The sequence below is a fragment of the Hymenobacter montanus genome (genome assembly GCF_014699115.1).
GTDB classification, from domain to species: Bacteria; Bacteroidota; Bacteroidia; order Cytophagales; family Hymenobacteraceae; genus Hymenobacter; species Hymenobacter montanus.
On sequence record NZ_JACXAD010000042.1, the window covers coordinates 1 to 16259 of the forward strand.

Annotated in this window: 11 protein-coding genes; 8 read left to right on the top strand and 3 right to left on the bottom strand. The window is 56.8% G+C overall.

The features are described from left to right. From IC235_RS21610 to IC235_RS21625, 4 genes are all read left to right on the top strand, one after another. Positions 1-975, top strand: a 975-nt coding sequence (locus IC235_RS21610) for a PKD domain-containing protein (RefSeq protein WP_191007298.1), incomplete at its 5' end; no start/stop codon positions are given. A gap of 572 nt (positions 976-1547) precedes the next feature. After that, on the top strand, positions 1548-6539 hold the full coding sequence (locus IC235_RS21615; RefSeq protein WP_191007299.1) for a DUF6443 domain-containing protein: 4992 nt from the start codon (positions 1548-1550) through the stop codon (positions 6537-6539). 3 nt (positions 6540-6542) lie between these two features. Beyond that, positions 6543-6938, top strand: coding sequence for a hypothetical protein (locus IC235_RS21620; protein ID WP_191007300.1), 396 nt, complete (start codon positions 6543-6545; stop codon positions 6936-6938). A gap of 251 nt (positions 6939-7189) precedes the next feature. Beyond that, positions 7190-7576 carry an aldehyde dehydrogenase family protein gene (locus IC235_RS21625; protein WP_191007301.1) on the top strand — a complete coding sequence of 129 codons (387 nt, stop codon included), beginning with the start codon at positions 7190-7192 and terminating at the stop codon, positions 7574-7576. Between the two features lie 108 nt (positions 7577-7684). Here IC235_RS21625 and IC235_RS21630 read toward each other — a convergent pair whose 3' ends face one another. Then, a complete protein-coding gene (locus tag IC235_RS21630; RefSeq protein ID WP_191007302.1) occupies positions 7685-7888 on the bottom strand; it encodes a hypothetical protein in 204 nt (67 codons plus the stop codon). Between the two features lie 740 nt (positions 7889-8628). Here IC235_RS21630 and IC235_RS21635 point away from each other — a divergent pair. Then, the gene (locus tag IC235_RS21635) at positions 8629-10047 is read left to right on the top strand and encodes an alpha/beta hydrolase family protein (RefSeq protein WP_191007303.1); all 1419 of its coding nucleotides are present in this window, start codon (positions 8629-8631) and stop codon (positions 10045-10047) included. Between the two features lie 316 nt (positions 10048-10363). On the opposite strand, the gene IC235_RS21640 is transcribed toward IC235_RS21635, so the two are convergent. Beyond that, positions 10364-11263, bottom strand: a complete 900-nt coding sequence (locus tag IC235_RS21640) for a carboxypeptidase-like regulatory domain-containing protein (RefSeq protein ID WP_191007304.1) — start codon at positions 11261-11263, stop codon at positions 10364-10366. A 292-nt stretch (positions 11264-11555) separates the two neighbouring features. Here IC235_RS21640 and IC235_RS21645 point away from each other — a divergent pair, with 292 nt between their 5' ends. Then, the gene (locus tag IC235_RS21645) at positions 11556-12167 is read left to right on the top strand and encodes an OmpA family protein (protein ID WP_191007305.1); all 612 of its coding nucleotides are present in this window, start codon (positions 11556-11558) and stop codon (positions 12165-12167) included. A gap of 389 nt (positions 12168-12556) precedes the next feature. Here the strand turns inward: IC235_RS21645 and IC235_RS21650 are convergent, their stop codons facing one another. Continuing rightward, a complete protein-coding gene (locus IC235_RS21650; RefSeq protein ID WP_191007306.1) occupies positions 12557-13456 on the bottom strand; it encodes a carboxypeptidase-like regulatory domain-containing protein in 900 nt (299 codons plus the stop codon). Between the two features lie 238 nt (positions 13457-13694). On the opposite strand from IC235_RS21650, the gene IC235_RS21655 reads away from it, so the two are divergent. Then, the gene (locus IC235_RS21655) at positions 13695-13970 is read left to right on the top strand and encodes a FeoA family protein (protein ID WP_317173636.1); all 276 of its coding nucleotides are present in this window, start codon (positions 13695-13697) and stop codon (positions 13968-13970) included. 10 nt (positions 13971-13980) lie between these two features. Then, a complete protein-coding gene (feoB, locus tag IC235_RS21660) occupies positions 13981-16146 on the top strand; it encodes a ferrous iron transport protein B (RefSeq protein WP_191007307.1) in 2166 nt (721 codons plus the stop codon). Positions 16147-16259 lie beyond the last annotated feature (113 nt).

Below are 16259 nucleotides of genomic sequence, written 5' to 3' on the forward strand. Positions count from 1 at the left end.
CAACGCCGCCCATGCCCGGTCACTGATTTCATCCAGATTGCTCACGAACCCAAAGATAATTGTCCGTACAGCCTAACGACAATTGTGCTCTCCGGTAGCGCCATCGCCCTGGATGACGTCTTACTGTTGCCAGCTGACGCCAGGGCCGCGAGCACGACGTATGATCCCCTGAAAGGGAAGACTTCGGAAACCTCGGCCAACGGCAACACGACATACTATGAATACGATTTCGCGAACAACTTAACTCAGGTTCGCGACCACAACGGCTCGATTACTAAACAGGTGGAGCAATCCGTCGCGGGCTTGCGGGGCAAGCTGCAACCGGAGTTCTCCATTGGCAGTGTGGTCGATGGCCAAGCGGTTTCCTTTGATGCGACCAGCCCTTGTTTAGCGGATGCGGCGGGCATTGCCTGGAATTTTGGTGATGGTACGGCCACCACCCCTTTCAGCCAGGTATTTACCGCGACGCATACTTTCCCTCCCGTCACGGGCACGGAAGCAACCTATTCTGTTACGCTGTATGTACGAACCAGCGACGGGCGCTTGCTGAGCACCATCCGGCCGGTCCGTATCATCCATGCCCCGCTGCCCGTTACTTTCTGCGTGGCGGGCGTGGTTAGCCTCGACGACTGTAATGTGGACCCGCCCATCAAATTCTCTTCCTGCGGCTCTCCACTCCCGTTCGACCCAACCGACCTGACCACAACGTTCATGGTCACCATCACTGGTCAAGCCTCTTGTGCTGCTGGCTACACCTATCAATGGCAAGCGGCGAGCAATAATGGAGAGTGGTTTAATCTATCAGGCAAAACAACGCCGACCCTGCTGCTCAATGCTTCGACGGAAACCGCTGGAACCACAGCTTTTCGCTGTGTTGTGAGGGGCTGTGGACAAGAAACCATTTCCTCAACGGCGACAATCACCCATTACAGAAGCTCTAGCTCGTGTAGGGTCTTATATCGAAAATTAAGATAGTACAAATGCCTTTTTGTTGTCTGAGTAGTTGCTTACCACGCCATATGAATACCTATACCCTTGCCCATTGCGTCAAGACCATCAGCCGTTTTTCTTTATTGCTGTTGCTTTACCTGGGGGGGCCTGGGCAGGCTTTCGCACAAAGGGGAGGAACGCCCCCCCCACCAACGGTAAGCATTTCCGGGCCCACTCAAATTTGTGTGGGGTCTACCGCCACCTTTTCCGCCTCTTACAGTGGCTATGAATGCGATACCTGGTACTGGCACACGGATAATAACCAGGATTATGCCATTGGTACCAGTAGAACCGATACGTGGAATATACCGGGCACCTATACGCTCTACCTGGAGGCGGACGGTTGTAGCTCAAATGGGCGGAGCGTTATTCTACCTACCGCCTCCATAACCATTACGGTTATAAATGCTCCGACGCGGGTGATTACTCCGTTGGTCGATATTCCTTCCAATGGGCCCGTTAATGTATCCGCGACCGAGGCAACTATTTGTCATAACAGTTCCCTAATCCTGCAGCCGCCCGCCGGTGCCCGCTACTGCGTCTGGAGTGGGCCAGCTATGGACTCTTACGTCTTTGAAGACGGGAGCAAGCGGGTGCGTCCTCAGTCGACCGCTACCTATACGCTGAATTACCAAATTCCCGGCACTGCTTGCCCGACCCCGCCGCTCACCTTCACGGTCAGGGTCCTGGACGCCCCCCAGCTACCAGTCGCTACCGGTGCGGATCGCCTTGGAACTGGTCCGGTTACCTTGTTGGTGACTCCCCGACAAGGCGAGACGTACAACTGGTACCAAACCAATAACAGCGCGGCCCCGGCACTGGCGACGGGGCCGTCCTTTACAACCGGCGACCTGACCAGCAGCCAGGACTTCTATGTATCGGCGACCCTCTGCCAGGAAAGCCCCCGGGTTAGGGTGCCGGTGGTGGTTTATCGGGTTCAACTGCAAGTGGTGGACGATTCGCAAATCTCCGGCACGGTTCCAACGGGGCCAGTGCCCTTGCAACCGGTCGTGGGCGTAACGCTAAAGGCAGTTCCCGATAACGCGACGTCGTATACCTGGAAGCGAAACGGAGTAATCGTTCCCACACGATCCACTTTAAATCAACTTACCGTATATGAACCAGGTTTTTATACGGTAAGCATCCCGTATCAAACGGAAATCGCGGAGTCCAAGCCGATCGAAGTAACCGATGCCCTGGTGGGGCAAACAGTCAATGGCCAACCGCTAAATTACATTAGCATAACGGACGTTTTAAAGCCAGGAATTACCAATCCCACCCAGCTCAATCAGTTGCCTGCTAAAGAGTGGAACCAAAACGTCACCTATCTGGACGGCTTAGGTCGGGATATTCAGAAAGTGAGCGTGCGCGCCAGCACCGGGCAAACCGACGTGATTCAACCCATTAGCTATGACGCGACTGGGGAAACCCCGGAAACCCGCTTGCCCTATAACACGAATGCGGGCGCCGGGCTTTTCCAAGCCAACGCGCTGACCCAGCAACAAACTTTTTACAACAGTGGGCGAACGGACATCGCGCAAGACACTCGTCCTTATAGCAGCACCGTGACCGAGCCTTCCATGCTGGGCCGCCTCCAACAAAGCACGGCCGCCGGTCAGGCCTGGGCCTTGCATCCGACTACGGCCAGCTACCAAAGCAACCTCAGCAGCGACGCGGTTCATCTGTGGCAGGGACTCGATGGCAGTGCCCTTTATGCCCCCGACAAATTAACCAAGCAGGTTTCAACCGATGCCGATGGCCGGGTAGTTGAGGTCTTCGCGGATTTAATGGGCCGACCAGTATTGCAACGCAAACTCATGCCTTCTGGCTCTCCGCAACAACTCGACACCTACCAGGTCTACGACGAAGTAGGGCATCTGTCGTACACCATTCCCCCCGCCGCGGTGGAAGCCATGAAGACCTTCCGGAAGTGGTCGTATACTCCCCTCACGAATCCGACCGACCAGTCGTTCGTGGACCAGTGGTGTTACCAGTACGTGTACGATGACCGGGGCCGCCTGATTAAGAAAAAAAACCCGGGAGCCGCGTGGACGGTTATGTGCTACGATGCGTTTGACCGACCGATTCTAGTGCAGGACGGCAATGGGGCGGCCGCTGGCCAGTGGCATTTCATGAAGTACGATGCCCAGAACCGGCCCGTAGTACAAGGGGTGTGGCAAAACGCCGGCACCCGCGAGCAGGTGCAGCTGATGGCCGATGACCACGCGGCCACCAACGGGGCGGCCAGCGAGTTTGAGACCCGCACGGCCCAGGGCTATACCACCACCAACACCTTCCCCCCGCTGCAAGACGGACAAAATGGTAGCTGGCTGTTGTCGCAGACCTTTTACGATGACTACAACCTGGATGCGGATGCCACCGGAACCGACGATTACAGCTACCGCCCGCAGCCGCAGTATATCGCCGAAGGCCAGGAACCGGAAAGAACCAGCCGCACCCGCGGGCTGGCGACGGTCTCCCGCACCCGGATCGTCAAGCCCGACAATCAGTACGGCGGGTGGCTGACCACCGTCGTGTTTTACGACCAATACGGCAACGTTATCCAGAAGCAGAGCAACAATCAGGTCAATCCCAGCCCGTCGCTGCCGGACGTAACTACGCTGCTCTACCGCGAAAAAGGCTTTGTGCCGCAGGTGGAGCGCGCCATCAAGCACCAGGAAACGGGCATCCAATCGCCGGTAACGGTCCTGAATCGCCTCAACTACGACCACCGCGGACGCGTAACTGAAGTCTGGCAGCAACACGAGTTCAAAGGCGTGCGTGACAGCGAAGTGCTCGTGGCCCAATCCCGCTACAATGCCTTGGGACAGTTGATGGAGAAGAACCTCCACAGCCGGGGTGGGCAGACCTTCCTGCAATCGGTGGATTTTCGCTACAACCTCCACGGGCAACTCACCCATATTAATAACAGCGCTCTCACCCGCGAGGTCAACGACCCGGCCGACGATGTATTCGGCCTGGAGTTGATCCGCGAGCAAGGCAATGCCAACGGCCTGGGCAACACCGCCCGGTTTGATGGCGGCGTGACCGCTGTGCGGTGGAAATCGCATAACAGTGCCCAGCAAAACCACCCCGAGCGTGAGCGCAGCTACCAGTTCGCCTACGACGGCGTGGGGCGGCTCACGGCGGCCCAGTACGCGGCCAAAGACCCCCTGGCGGGCACCTGGTCGCTGGAAGCGGGGGCCTACGACGAAAAAGGTATCCGGTATGATGCCAATGGCAATATTCAGGCTCTGCAACGCTATTCGCAAGCCTCGACGACCACGCCACGGGTCGTGCTGGACGACCTGATATTCAGCTACCAAGGCAACCGGCAGGACTGGGTCGACGACAATGCGGATCAATCGCGCGGCTTTCGCGACGTGTTTGAGGGGGTCGAATACACCTATGACGCCAATGGCAACGTTACCCGGGACGGCAATAAGGGGGTCGCGCTGGCCTACAATACGCTGAACAAGGTGGCGCGGCAGACGGTGGGTGCCAACACGGTCACCTACGACTACAATGCCGCCGGGGCCACCCTGCGTCGCAGCGTGTCCACCAATGGGGTAACCACCACCTTTAACTACATCGACGGCTTCGTGTACGAAGCCTCGGCGACCACCAATGGGCTGGCCTGGGTGCCGACGCCCGAGGGCCGGGCGCTGGTGCTGCCCGATGCCACCCACCGGTTGACGTATGAGTACCACCTGCGCGACCACCAGGGCAACCTGCGGGTAGCCTTTCGCGCCCAACCCGGCGAAGCCGTGAACGGCCTGAGCGCCGAAACCAGTGAGCCCGACGGTGATTACCCCTACTTCCACGAGGTGGCCGCCACCCGGGACGACGCGGTGAGCGCGCAGCATGGCCGATACGTCACCTCGCTGGTCAACGGGCAGGCGGCGCCGTATACCGACGTACCCGTGGCCCACGGCGATCGGGTAAAGGTCAAACTCTACTACAGCACGCCGCATGGCCCGCAGTATCTGGATTGGCTGCTCAACCGTCACAGCCGGGCCCTTCCCGCCTGGGCTCTAGTCCCGGCCTTACTCCCCGCCGGGTCGCGCCCGGGCGATGAGTTAACTGCGACCCGTAGCACCCGCGTGGTGCCCGGCCTGCAACTGACGGTAACCGGTCTTGTAACGGCCCTGTTGGCTCCTAAAAAGCAGGCGCCCCCCTCCCCGGCGCCCACGGCTGCCCGGCCCCGGCAACCCCCGGCCAATGCCTACCTGGTGTGGACGCTCTATGACCAGCAACACCAACCGATTAGCAGCGGGAGTCAGTTGGCCCCGGTGCGGTCGGCCAACGGGCAGTGGCATAGCTTAAGCCACGCCATCGACGTGGACTTGTCGAGTGTGGCCGCCGGCACGGGCTATTTGCGGGTGAGCCTGGTCAATGAGGGCGCACAGCCCGTGTACTTCGATTCGCTCACCATCCGCCGTCCCACGGCCGAGCGGCTGGTCGTTTCCCAGGAGAACCACTACTACCCCTTCGGCATGGCCCTGACCGGCGTGGCCGTCAATACCGCCCCGGCTCCCGTGGCCAGCAAAGACCGCTACAACGCGGGGGCAGAGCTGCAAGACGACTTGCTCGAGGCGGAGAACAGCCTCTACAGCACGCTATACCGCTCCTACGACCCCACCATCGGGCGCTTCTGGGGCGTGGACCCGCTGGCCGAGGCCTATGCCGATCTGACGCCTTTTCAGTATGCGGCCAACGACCCGGTCAACTTCAATGACCCTAACGGCGATTTGATTCCTTCCCAAGACATTCCGGGCGTCTCCGAGGGGGGCTACCCCATGGGCATGGGCAGTAGCGGCTGGGGAGCAAACGGTCCCGCTGGGGCGTTCGGCAGTGGGGGAGCCTATTCTGCGCCCTCGACAGGCGTATGGCGACCACATTATCAGCCCAGTTCTGTCTACATCGGGAGCTATCGCGAATATGATCCCAAAAATGGCACCTATGACCCTATTATGCATGATGGCAAGTGGGTGAATCCTATGTACTATACCACGGTCAGCGTTTATACTAACCCAAGCAGGGTTGATGTTTATATCTGGAAGAAAGAAATGGATGTAGGCCATGTAGCGATAAGGGTGGATGATCTAGTATATGGTTATTATCCCACTGATGTGAATGGAGATGGAAATTATACAGCAAGAGATTTAATTAACAGCAGAGGAGAAATGCATATTAATAGCATGCAGGAATTCAATACGATTTATAAGGGTGATATTATAAAGTCATATTCTATTATAACAACAGAATTTCAAGTTCAATTACTGAAATATCAGCTGAATAAGTTTGCCCAAAACCCAGGTAAATATTCTTTATTTGGAAATAATTGCTCAAGCGTTGCCTATAAATGCTTAAGAGATGGGGGAATCAATATTATAGCTTACCCTGGAGCAACAGGTGGCTCAGGCGACTTAGATAAATACATATATTGGTCTCAAGAGCGTCTTTCGAATATATTGAGTGAGTATAATAGGGGTATAATATCTGGAACAAAGTCTTTTGTTGTCCCATTTTCAACTCAAACTCGCTGAATAATGAAAAAGCATTTACTAAGTAAAGCAAATGCTCTATTATTAATGCTCATGTGCTCATGTGTCTCTAAAGAGCCGGGTATAGACTCATTGCTAAAGAGCAAAAAAGCTACTGATGTTATTTCTGCTTTCTATACAATAGGTAACCTAAAAGACACTAGCTATGTTAGAAATATATTTATTGATCCTTATGATCCTAGAGTCAGTCACGATTACAGATTCTTAGGGATATCAGTATACCAAAGCAAGATGATTGCAATAAAGAAAATATCTGGCTGTGATCCACCAGCCCCTATTACATACCGTCCTGACAGCAGCATAGTTAAATTTTATCAAAAGTGGGCAATTTCTAAAGGCTTTAAAATTAGCTGTCATTTAACTAGTGGGAACCCTGAATGATCAGTAAAACTCTTAAGTAACGGCTTAGCCATAAGGGAGAGTAGTGGTATCGGTCGTGCAACCAGGATTTACAGCGTGTCTTACCTCAGGTACAATCCGACCACGAGGCGATTTCAGTAATCGACCTACTGGTCGATAAAAACCTAATCTCAATAGCCGGTAAAACCAGCTACAGGGGGCGCCATAAGCCGTGGCCTAGCCAGCTGACACGTACTTGCGGTTTGATGGAGCCAGTTTCCGTTCTTTGACTTATGCTCCACATCCAGAACTACGTCAACGGCTACCTCATTCCGCCCCAGTCGGGCCGCTACCTCGATAACATGGAACCCGCCACCGGTCAGGTGTACGGGCAGATTCCCGACTCCGGCCCTGCCGACGTAGCCGCCGCCGTAGCGGCGGCCGAAGCCGCCCTGCCGGCCTGGCGCGCCCTGCCGGCCGAGGAACGAGGCCGCCTGCTAGTCAAGATCGCGGACCTGATTGATGCCAACCTGGAGCGTCTGGCCCAGGCCGAAAGCCAGGACAATGGCAAGCCCCTGAGCCTGGCGCGGGTAATGGACATCCCCCGCGTGGCATCTAACTCCATTTCTTTAGCACCGCCGCCGAGCATTGAAGCTGCTTATAAAGTCGGTTTGGGTTGATTTTCCGCAAGTAAGAGGCCAATAAATGCTCGCTAATGAAAGGCCAGCCAGTTGCCAATGCTAATTTGGTAGCACCTGATTAAGCTTTTGAAGCTGTCGAGCCAAGCGTTAGCGTGTTCCACCGGGGCGCGTCACCGATAGAATTCGGGGTCGAATGAAGGGATTATCGGTGGGGGCCACTCCGTGGCGGGCGATAGTGGCTTCGATGTCGCGGGCGGCATGGGCTTGGCGCAAGTCACGGGTATCGAAGGCACTATCGGCGTTTAAAAACAAGCCGGCCGCTTCCCGTAGGACGCACAACTCCTCAAACAAGGCGGCCAGCCGGTAGCGGTCGTGGTGGTTGCCCGACAGCGGGGTGGCACAGGCCAGGGGCTGGCCTTGGCCTTGGGTATCGGCCAGGAACAGGGTGGTAGTGCGGGCCTAATAGCGCACGGCAGCCTCGCCGTTTGTGGCTGGCGTGTGGCGGCCGTCGTGTTGCACGCTGGAACAATCCAAGCAGTGCTTGTTGCGCCGTAAAATACGGTCAGCCACATCGTTTGCCACGACCCGTCTTTGCGCCACTTGTTGAGCCGGATATACACGCCTTACCACGTCAGGATGGCGCCGGTGAAGAACTGTTTAACCGGTACATAGTGCCATTGGCAGTCGGTTTTGAGTTGGTAGCGTAGGGCTTCGAGCAACTCAACCGGGTCCACCCGATTAGGGCGACCAATGGGAGAGTGGCTCAGGGGACAGCATCCAGAGACGAATAATAGCGTTGGGCAGGACTTCCTTGAAGCAGGCGAAATGAAGTGGGTCGCACCCTAAATTTCGCCCGTATCGTGGGAGTCCTTTATCTTTCTGTTGAACAACGCCTATTTTCTAAACAGCTTCAATACGCTATATTCTCCGTTTTCTAAGCAGAGCTCAATGGGAGCTTTTTTATTTTAATCGTGTAGTCTTCTAATGTTAGCAAGGTATTTATTTTGCTACTTTACAGTGGCATAATTCACCCCCGATATATTAGAGGGGCAGCAAAGCTTATCGCAATAATCATTAGTTTGAAAATCAATATGTTACGTTTGGTTCACCTGCTAGGAGCTTCTTTCATCTGCTTAGTCGCGGCTGTTTCAGCCCCGGCTGCTACCCGGCCGGCCCCAGTAACTTGGGGCGTTGCCGACGCCCCCCCACCCGCCCTCGACGGCCTTTGGAAAGGTCCGCTGAAGGTACCGGGGGGGCAGCTCGAAGTTATTTTTCGGTTTGTGAAGCTCACCGGCGGCGAATACTTCTGCACCCTCGATGTGCCGCTCCAGAAGGTGAGCCGCATGAACGTCAAAGCCGATGTGAAGGGCGATTCGGTTCGGTTGTACGCCGAGGAGGCCGCTACCCGCTTCGTCGGCCGCGTATCGTCCGATGGCAAGCAAATGAGCGGCAACTGGCAATCGCCCGGTTTTAAGGTGCCCATGGTGCTCACCTTCACGGCGGTGCCGGCTATGAATGCGAAAAACGTGCGTCTTACCCCGCCTTACCGCGAGGAAGAAGCCACCTTCAGCAACCTCACCATTAACGCCCGGCTGAGCGGCATGCTCACCATTCCGGCCGGCCCGGGGCCCTTTCCGGCCGTGGTACTACTTAGCGACGCCGGCCCCCAGGACCGCGACGGCACGATGGGCGACTTCGCGCCCCTCGGGCTCCTGGCCGACTACCTCACCCGGCGCGGCATTGCCGTATTGCGATTCGACGACCGCGGCACGGGCAAATCCGGCGGCACGCCGGCCTTAACCACCGCCGACCTGGTAAGCGACGCGCAGGCGGGCCTGAACTACCTGCGAACCCGTCCGGAAATAGACTTGTCTCATTTGGGCTTGGTGGGCCACGGAGAAGGCGGCAACGTGGCGTTGTTAGCCGCGACGCAGCCCTTGCCCCCCGCTTTTGTGGTGGCACTGGCTGCTTACGGCCTGCCCGGTCGGGAGATTGTGGTGCAGCAGCAGGCTACCACCCTGCGTACGCTGGGCACCGACGCTGCTCAGATTGAGGCCGCCACCAAGCGGCAGCAGGCCATGCTCGAAATCATCCGGCAAACCAGTGACAACGCCCAGGCGCAAGCCATTGTGGCCAATATGCTGAAGCAGAGTAATTCGGCCATCGACAACGCCACGGCGCAGGCGAACGCGGCGGAGATGACCTCGCCTACGTATCGCTACTTTCTGGCGTTCAACCCGACCGATAAACTCACGGCCGTGAGCTGCCCCGTTCTCCTGCTCAACGGTACTGCCGACCTCGCCGTCAACGCTGATGCGAACCTGGGGGCGCTGAGCAAGGGCCTGAAGCTGAACAAAAATGTGACCGTTAAAAAGCTGCCGGGCGTGAATCATCTCTTTCAGCCCGAGCCGACGAAGTGGCCCCTGCTCAACGGCCAGCCTCAACCTAACTTCTCGCCCGAAGCGCAGGAAGCCATTCGCGAATGGATTGTGGCGCAGACTAAAAAATAGGCCATTATCTGCCCTCGTACTAGCCTCCTGCAGAGGTTGTAGTGCAGTGTTGTATAGCAAACCGAAGTTGCAAAATAGCCGCGTCGTGCCGGTAGGGCGGTAGGTTGGTAGAATATTTAACCCGTGACAATCCAGAGCCGCGACGCGGCTCTCAACCACCGGGCCTCGTTGAAGTACCATCAATCTCCTGCCCTACCGGGTACGACCGCGATGAGGCTAGTTTGCAACTTGAGATAGCTAGTGACCCCCAACGAAAAGGCCCAGCTCGAAGCCAGGCCTTTTGGGAAGCTTAGCGCGGCTTTCAGCGCGTCGCGGCTTACTCCTTCACCATGTCGACTTCGGCTTTAATCATGGCATTGTAGCGGCGGCCTTGGCCGTTGGCCAGGGTCAGCAGGTTCCAGCCCTTGCCAATGGTGTAGCTCCAGGTACGGCTTTCCTTGTATTCGAACGTGGGACGCATAATCTGGCCATACGGCGTGTAGTTGTCCATGAAGTTAGTGGTATAAAACTTATCCCCCCCCACAATCCATTCCATCGCCACGAAGAAGCCTTCCTCCGGAGCCGGAATGTTATAGCTGCTCAAGTCGATGGTGTACCACTCGCCGCCGCGCGAAGCCGAGACGACCACGTTTTCGGTGAGCAGGTCGGTGTTGGGGGCGTTGTAGTTGCCATCGGCCTTATAGAGGCGCACGCGGAAGGGCTCGCGGGGGAAGCCATTCTCCCCGATGTAGAAAGAAACCGTCCGCACGTTGCCGAGCTTCTTTTGTTTATCGTTCTTAACAAAGAAGGCGTACTGGCTGCCGGGCAGGCCCTGGATCATGCCTTCGCCGGGGCTGTTAGATTTCGAGCCCAGCTCTAAGTTCCGGTATTTGCCGCTCTGAACCTTTACCTCGCTCAGCTGAATAACCCGCTTCTTTAGCTCGATAATAAGGTCTTCGGTGCTGCCACGCTTGATTGCTACGGCTGTGCGCTCGTAACCCAGCGTCATGATAATCAAGGAGTCCCGGCTGGTCTTCTCCAGGCCCGCTAATTGAAAATAGCCGTATTCGTTGGTCAGCGCGCCCGTGCCTTCTTCGCGCAGACCAATCGACGCAAAAGGAACAGGGTCTTTGGTCTTTGCGTCTACAACGCGGCCGGTAATGCGGTTTTCCTGCGCCCAGCTCAGCGCTGGAAGCAGCAACAGAACCCATAAAGCCAGAAAATGTATGCGTTTCATCATTGCCAAATATGAGATAATGGAAGGTAGCCTGGCAAATTTACAAATTCCAAGCCACAACACCGCCATAATTACCTAACTAAGCTCACCCAATGGGGTACCGGGTACCTTTTGCTGTTAAGATGAATTACTGCTGTAAGTGTGAATTTATTATGATCAAGCTAGATTATGGGTGCAATGAATAGCCTTAAAGGCAATCCTTCCCCTAAAATAGACTGTCCCTGAAAAATAACATAGCTGCCTTGTATTGCGTAAGGCAACAAATACTTCCCTTAACTATGAACTTACTTCTATGATTAAGCCCATTTTCTCCCTGCTAGCGGCCGCGATTTTTCTGGCCGGTTGCGATAATTTGAAGAATCCTGAAACGAAAGACCAGCCTCAGGAGGCTACCGCTGATACGGCTGTGGTGTATCGCGATGGCAAAACCGCAGCGGGGGTTGCAGCCGGTGCCGTCAACGACACCTGGGACCTGACGAAGGACAAGCTAGCCGCCGTTACTTTCAAAGAAATCAGCCTGCCTGGCATAACCGTACGTGGCGACAGCACCTACAACGTGTACAGCGTGGAAGAGAAGGTGCTGTTTGATACTGATAAGGCCGAGGTAAAGCCCGCCGCCACCGAGGTTCTCAAGCAGATTGCCGGTTCTATTGGCCAGCGCTACGGCAGCAGTCAAGTGCGCGTGATGGGCTTTGCTGATTCGCGCGGCGACAAAGGCTACAATAAGGAACTGAGCGAGCGGCGCGCCGAGGCAGTAAAAAGCTATCTGGTTAAAAACGGCAGTATTGACGCGGCCCGTATAAGCGTCGAGCCCATGGGCGAGGCAGCTCCCGTCGCGTCGAATGCCACGGCGGCTGGTCGGCAGGAAAACCGGCGGGTAGAAATTGTCGTGCGCACTAAATAGGGTGTGCTGCTTTGCTACCATAGTGGCTGAGAGGTGGTGTGCCTTTGCTGCTTCGACGGTTGCTGCGTTAGAACATAGAACCTAGAGCTCAGAACCCAAAACATTGCTTTTTAGCCCAAAACCGGCCTTTCACTGGAGTCTTAGCTCTAGGTTCTAGAACCTTATGCGAAATGCCTTTTAAATAAGTGGGGCGCTTAATCGCTTAGGGTAGTAACCATCACTGCCCGGCAAACAACCGGCATAATCAGAGCAGAATCGAAAAAAGACTAATCGGTTGACGGCTGGTGGAGACCTTTAAAATGAAAACGACCTGGCTTTAGGGCCAGGCCGTTTGAGAGCTCAGGGGCTCACCTTATGATCTTTGGTACTTCAGCCTAGCGGCTGGCGGCTTATTTAATCATGTCAACCTCGGCCTTGATCATGGCGTTGTAGCGGAGGCCCTGGCCGTTGGCCGCCGTGATCAGGCTCCAGCCCTTACCCATGGAGTAGTTCCAGGTGCGGCTCTCCTTGAATTCGAAGGTGGGGCGCATGATCTGGCCATACGGCGTGTAGTCATCCATGAAGTTGGTCGTGAAGAACTTGTCGCCGCTTACTACCCATTCCATCGCCACGAAAAACCCTTCTTCCGGCGCCACGATGTTGTAGGGAGTGAGGTCGACCGTGTACCACTGCCCGCCTTGGGGGGCCGAGACGACCACGTTTTCGGTGAGCAGGTCGGTGTTGGGGGCGTTGTAGTTGCCATCGGCCTTGTAGAGGCGCACGCGGAAGGGCTCGCGGGGGAAGCCATGCTCCCCGATGTAGAACGAGACCGTCCGCACGTTGCCGAGCTTCTTTTTCTTGTCGTTTTTGACAAAGAAGGCGTACTGGCTGCCGGGCAGACCCTGAATCATTCCCTCGCCGGGGCTGTTGGCCCGGGCTCCGAGGCCGAGGTTTTTAACCTTACCGGCCTTTACCAGCACGTTGCTCAGCTCGACGGCCCGCTTGGGGACCTCGATGGTCATGTTCGGCACGTTTACGCCGCGCTTCACCAACACGGCCCGGCGGGCATAGCCCAGGGCAATGATGATGAGGGAATCCTCGGCACTTTTGGTCGGCGCGGGCACAATAAACTGTCCGTGTTCATTGCTTAGCGCACCAATTTGCTCGTTTTTCAACCCAATGGAAGAAAAAGGCAGTGGCTCCTTGGTCTCCTTGTCGATAATTACCCCTTTAACCTGAGCTTGCTGAGACCGGGCCGTAGTGACAACCGCCACTACGGATAGTGCTATAAAAAGTATGCGTTTGTACATAATGAGCGTGATAGAACGGACAAAATTATAAATTTCAAGGCAGAAAGGTATTAGAAAAATTTAGCACATACAATACCCTCTCGATGAGCTAACCTACTGAATCCACAGAAACAGGCAGAAAGGATTCTTTTAAGGCTAAAAATTCGGGCGTTAGTAATTCAAACACGGCCGGAAAGCTTTTGCCGACGTACCTTTGTTTGTATTCTTTCTAAATAAGCACCCGCTTTCTTTCGTGCCCGTGGCTCTGTTCCGTCGTTCCGCTCAATCCGTCGCTGCTGGCGCCGCTCGGCGCACTGCCAAAGACCTGCGCGTGGGCGAAACCGGCACAATCTGCTGCCTCGAGGACCCCGAGATGGCACTGAAGCTGCTCGAAATGGGTTGTGTACCCGGAGTGAAAGTTCGCCTGAGTGGCCGTGCCCCCTTGGGCGACCCGCTGATGCTGGTACTCGGCGACGAAGAATATACGCTGTCGGTGCGGGCCAGCGAGGCAGCTACCATTTTGCTGAAAGAATAGGGCGCAGCGTATGGCGGCGATAGGGAGTAATTTGGCGGTAGCAGCGCCCACCGCGGCGCAAACTAGTCCAGTGGGCACTCGGCCGCTGCGCATCGCGCTCATTGGTAACCCCAACAGTGGCAAAACGTCCTTATTTAACCAGTTAACGGGGCTCAATCAGAAGGTTGGCAACTTCCCGGGGGTGACGGTGGACCGCAAGTCGGGGTTTGCGCAGCTCACGCCGGGGCAGCGGGCCGAGATTGTGGACTTGCCGGGAACGTACTCTCTCTATCCTAAGAGCCTGGATGAGAAGGTTATTACCGACCTGCTTTACGATAAAGCCGCCGCTGGCTACCCCGACTTCGTGGTGGTGACGGTCGATGCCAGCAACCTGCGCCGCAGCTTGCTGCTGTTTACCCAACTCGGCGACCTCGGCCTGCCGGCCATCCTGGCCCTGAATATGATGGACGTGGCCGCGCGCCACGGCGTGAACGTCGACCTGCCGGCCCTGGAGCGGGAGCTGGGCGTGCCCATCATTCCGATGAACGCCCGCAATGGTATCGGCATCGCGGCCCTCAAAATCGTGATGGCCCAGCGCCTGGATGCGCCCCCCGTGCGCTTCTGGCAGCCCGACGAAAAGCTGCTGCCGCTGGTGCGGCAAATCCGCTACTACTTCGACCTGCACAACGACTACCTAGCCCTGCACTACGCGCAACAGTACCGCCACATCGGTTTCCTGAGCGCCGACGATAAAGCCTACGTGCAGGAGCTGACGCAGCATTACGGGTTTGACGCCACGGCCCAGCAGGCGGCGGAGACCATTGCGCGCTATGCCCGCATCAACGAAATCCTGCTCGAAACGGTGACGGTAACCCGCACCGAGACCCGCGAGCCGGTGAGCAACCGCATCGACAAGGTGCTGACTCACCGGGTGGGCGGCTACCTGATCTTTCTGGCCATCCTGTTCACGCTCTTTCAGGCCATTTTTGCCTGGGCGCAGTATCCCATGGATTGGATTGACCAGGGAATCTCGGCCTTGAGCGCGGCTATCCAGGACAATTTTCACGGGCCGCTGGTGCGGCTGCTCACCGAGGGTGTGCTGGCGGGCCTGGGGGGCGTACTGATTTTCATTCCGCAGATTGCCTTGCTGTTTGGCTTTCTGGCGGTGTTGGAGGAAACGGGCTACATGGCCCGCGTGACCTTCCTGATGGATAAGCTCATGCGGCCGTTTGGGCTAAGCGGCAAAAGCGTAGTGCCGCTGATCTCGGGGCTGGCCTGCGCGGTGCCCGCCATCATGGGGGCCCGCACGATTGAGAGCTGGAAAGACCGAATGATAACCATTTTTGTGACGCCGCTCATGTCGTGCTCGGCGCGCATTCCGGTGTACACGGTGCTGGTGGCGCTGGTGGTGCCGGACGAAGCGGTGGGGGGCCTTTTCAACCTGCGGGGGGTGGCCTTGATGGGGCTGTACCTGTTGGGGCTGTTCTCGGCCCTGGGCTCGGCCTGGGTGCTGAAAAAGGTGCTGAAGGCGCGGGAGCGGAGCTACTTCATCATGGAGTTCCCGGTGTACCGGTGGCCGCGCTGGAAGAACGCGGGACTCACCATCTACCAGAAGGTGCGGGCGTTCGTGCTGCAAGCGGGCAAGGTGATTGTAGCCATTTCGGTGCTGCTGTGGGTGCTGGCCAGCTACGGCCCCGGCCAGGGGCAGCAAACGGCCGAAGCCGAGGTGCGGCAGCAGGCTGCCAGCCAGGGCTGGACCGCCCCGGAGGTGAGCCGGCGGGTGGCCTCGGTGCGCCTCGAAAACTCCTACGCGGGCTCCTTCGGGCGGGCGTTGGAGCCGGTCATCCGGCCCCTGGGCTACGATTGGAAGATTGGCATCGCGCTCCTCACTTCGTTCGCGGCCCGGGAGGTTTTTGTGGGCACCATCTCCACCATTTACAGTGTGGGGCAGGATGCCGACCTGGGCACCCTGCAACAAAAGCTGCGCGCCGAGAAAGACGCACAGGGCCAGCCATTCTTCACGCCGGCCCGGGCCTTCTCGCTGCTGGTGTTCTACGTATTTGCCATGCAGTGCATGAGCACGCTGGCCGTGACGTACCGTGAAACCAAGAGCTGGAAGTGGCCGCTGGCGCAACTGCTGTACATGACGGGCTTGGCCTATGCCGCAGCTTTCGTGGTGTACCAGGTGCTGGCGTAAACCAGCCTCTGGCGGCCCGTTATGGCAGCCAATTACCCTAGGCTGTACGGACAATTATCTTTGGGTTCGTGAGCAATCTGGATGAAATCAGTGACCGGGCATGGGCGGCGTTG

Coding starts and splice junctions, on each gene's coding strand:
- IC235_RS21615 (WP_191007299.1), top strand. CDS start 1,548: ATGGACTCTTACGTCTTTGAAGACGGGAGCAAGCGGGTGCGTCCTCAG.
- IC235_RS21620 (WP_191007300.1), top strand. CDS start 6,543: ATGAAAAAGCATTTACTAAGTAAAGCAAATGCTCTATTATTAATGCTC.
- IC235_RS21625 (WP_191007301.1), top strand. CDS start 7,190: ATGCTCCACATCCAGAACTACGTCAACGGCTACCTCATTCCGCCCCAG.
- IC235_RS21635 (WP_191007303.1), top strand. CDS start 8,629: ATGTTACGTTTGGTTCACCTGCTAGGAGCTTCTTTCATCTGCTTAGTC.
- IC235_RS21640 (WP_191007304.1), bottom strand. CDS start 11,263: ATGAAACGCATACATTTTCTGGCTTTATGGGTTCTGTTGCTGCTTCCA.
- IC235_RS21645 (WP_191007305.1), top strand. CDS start 11,556: ATGATTAAGCCCATTTTCTCCCTGCTAGCGGCCGCGATTTTTCTGGCC.
- IC235_RS21650 (WP_191007306.1), bottom strand. CDS start 13,456: ATGTACAAACGCATACTTTTTATAGCACTATCCGTAGTGGCGGTTGTC.
- feoB (WP_191007307.1), top strand. CDS start 13,981: ATGGCGGCGATAGGGAGTAATTTGGCGGTAGCAGCGCCCACCGCGGCG.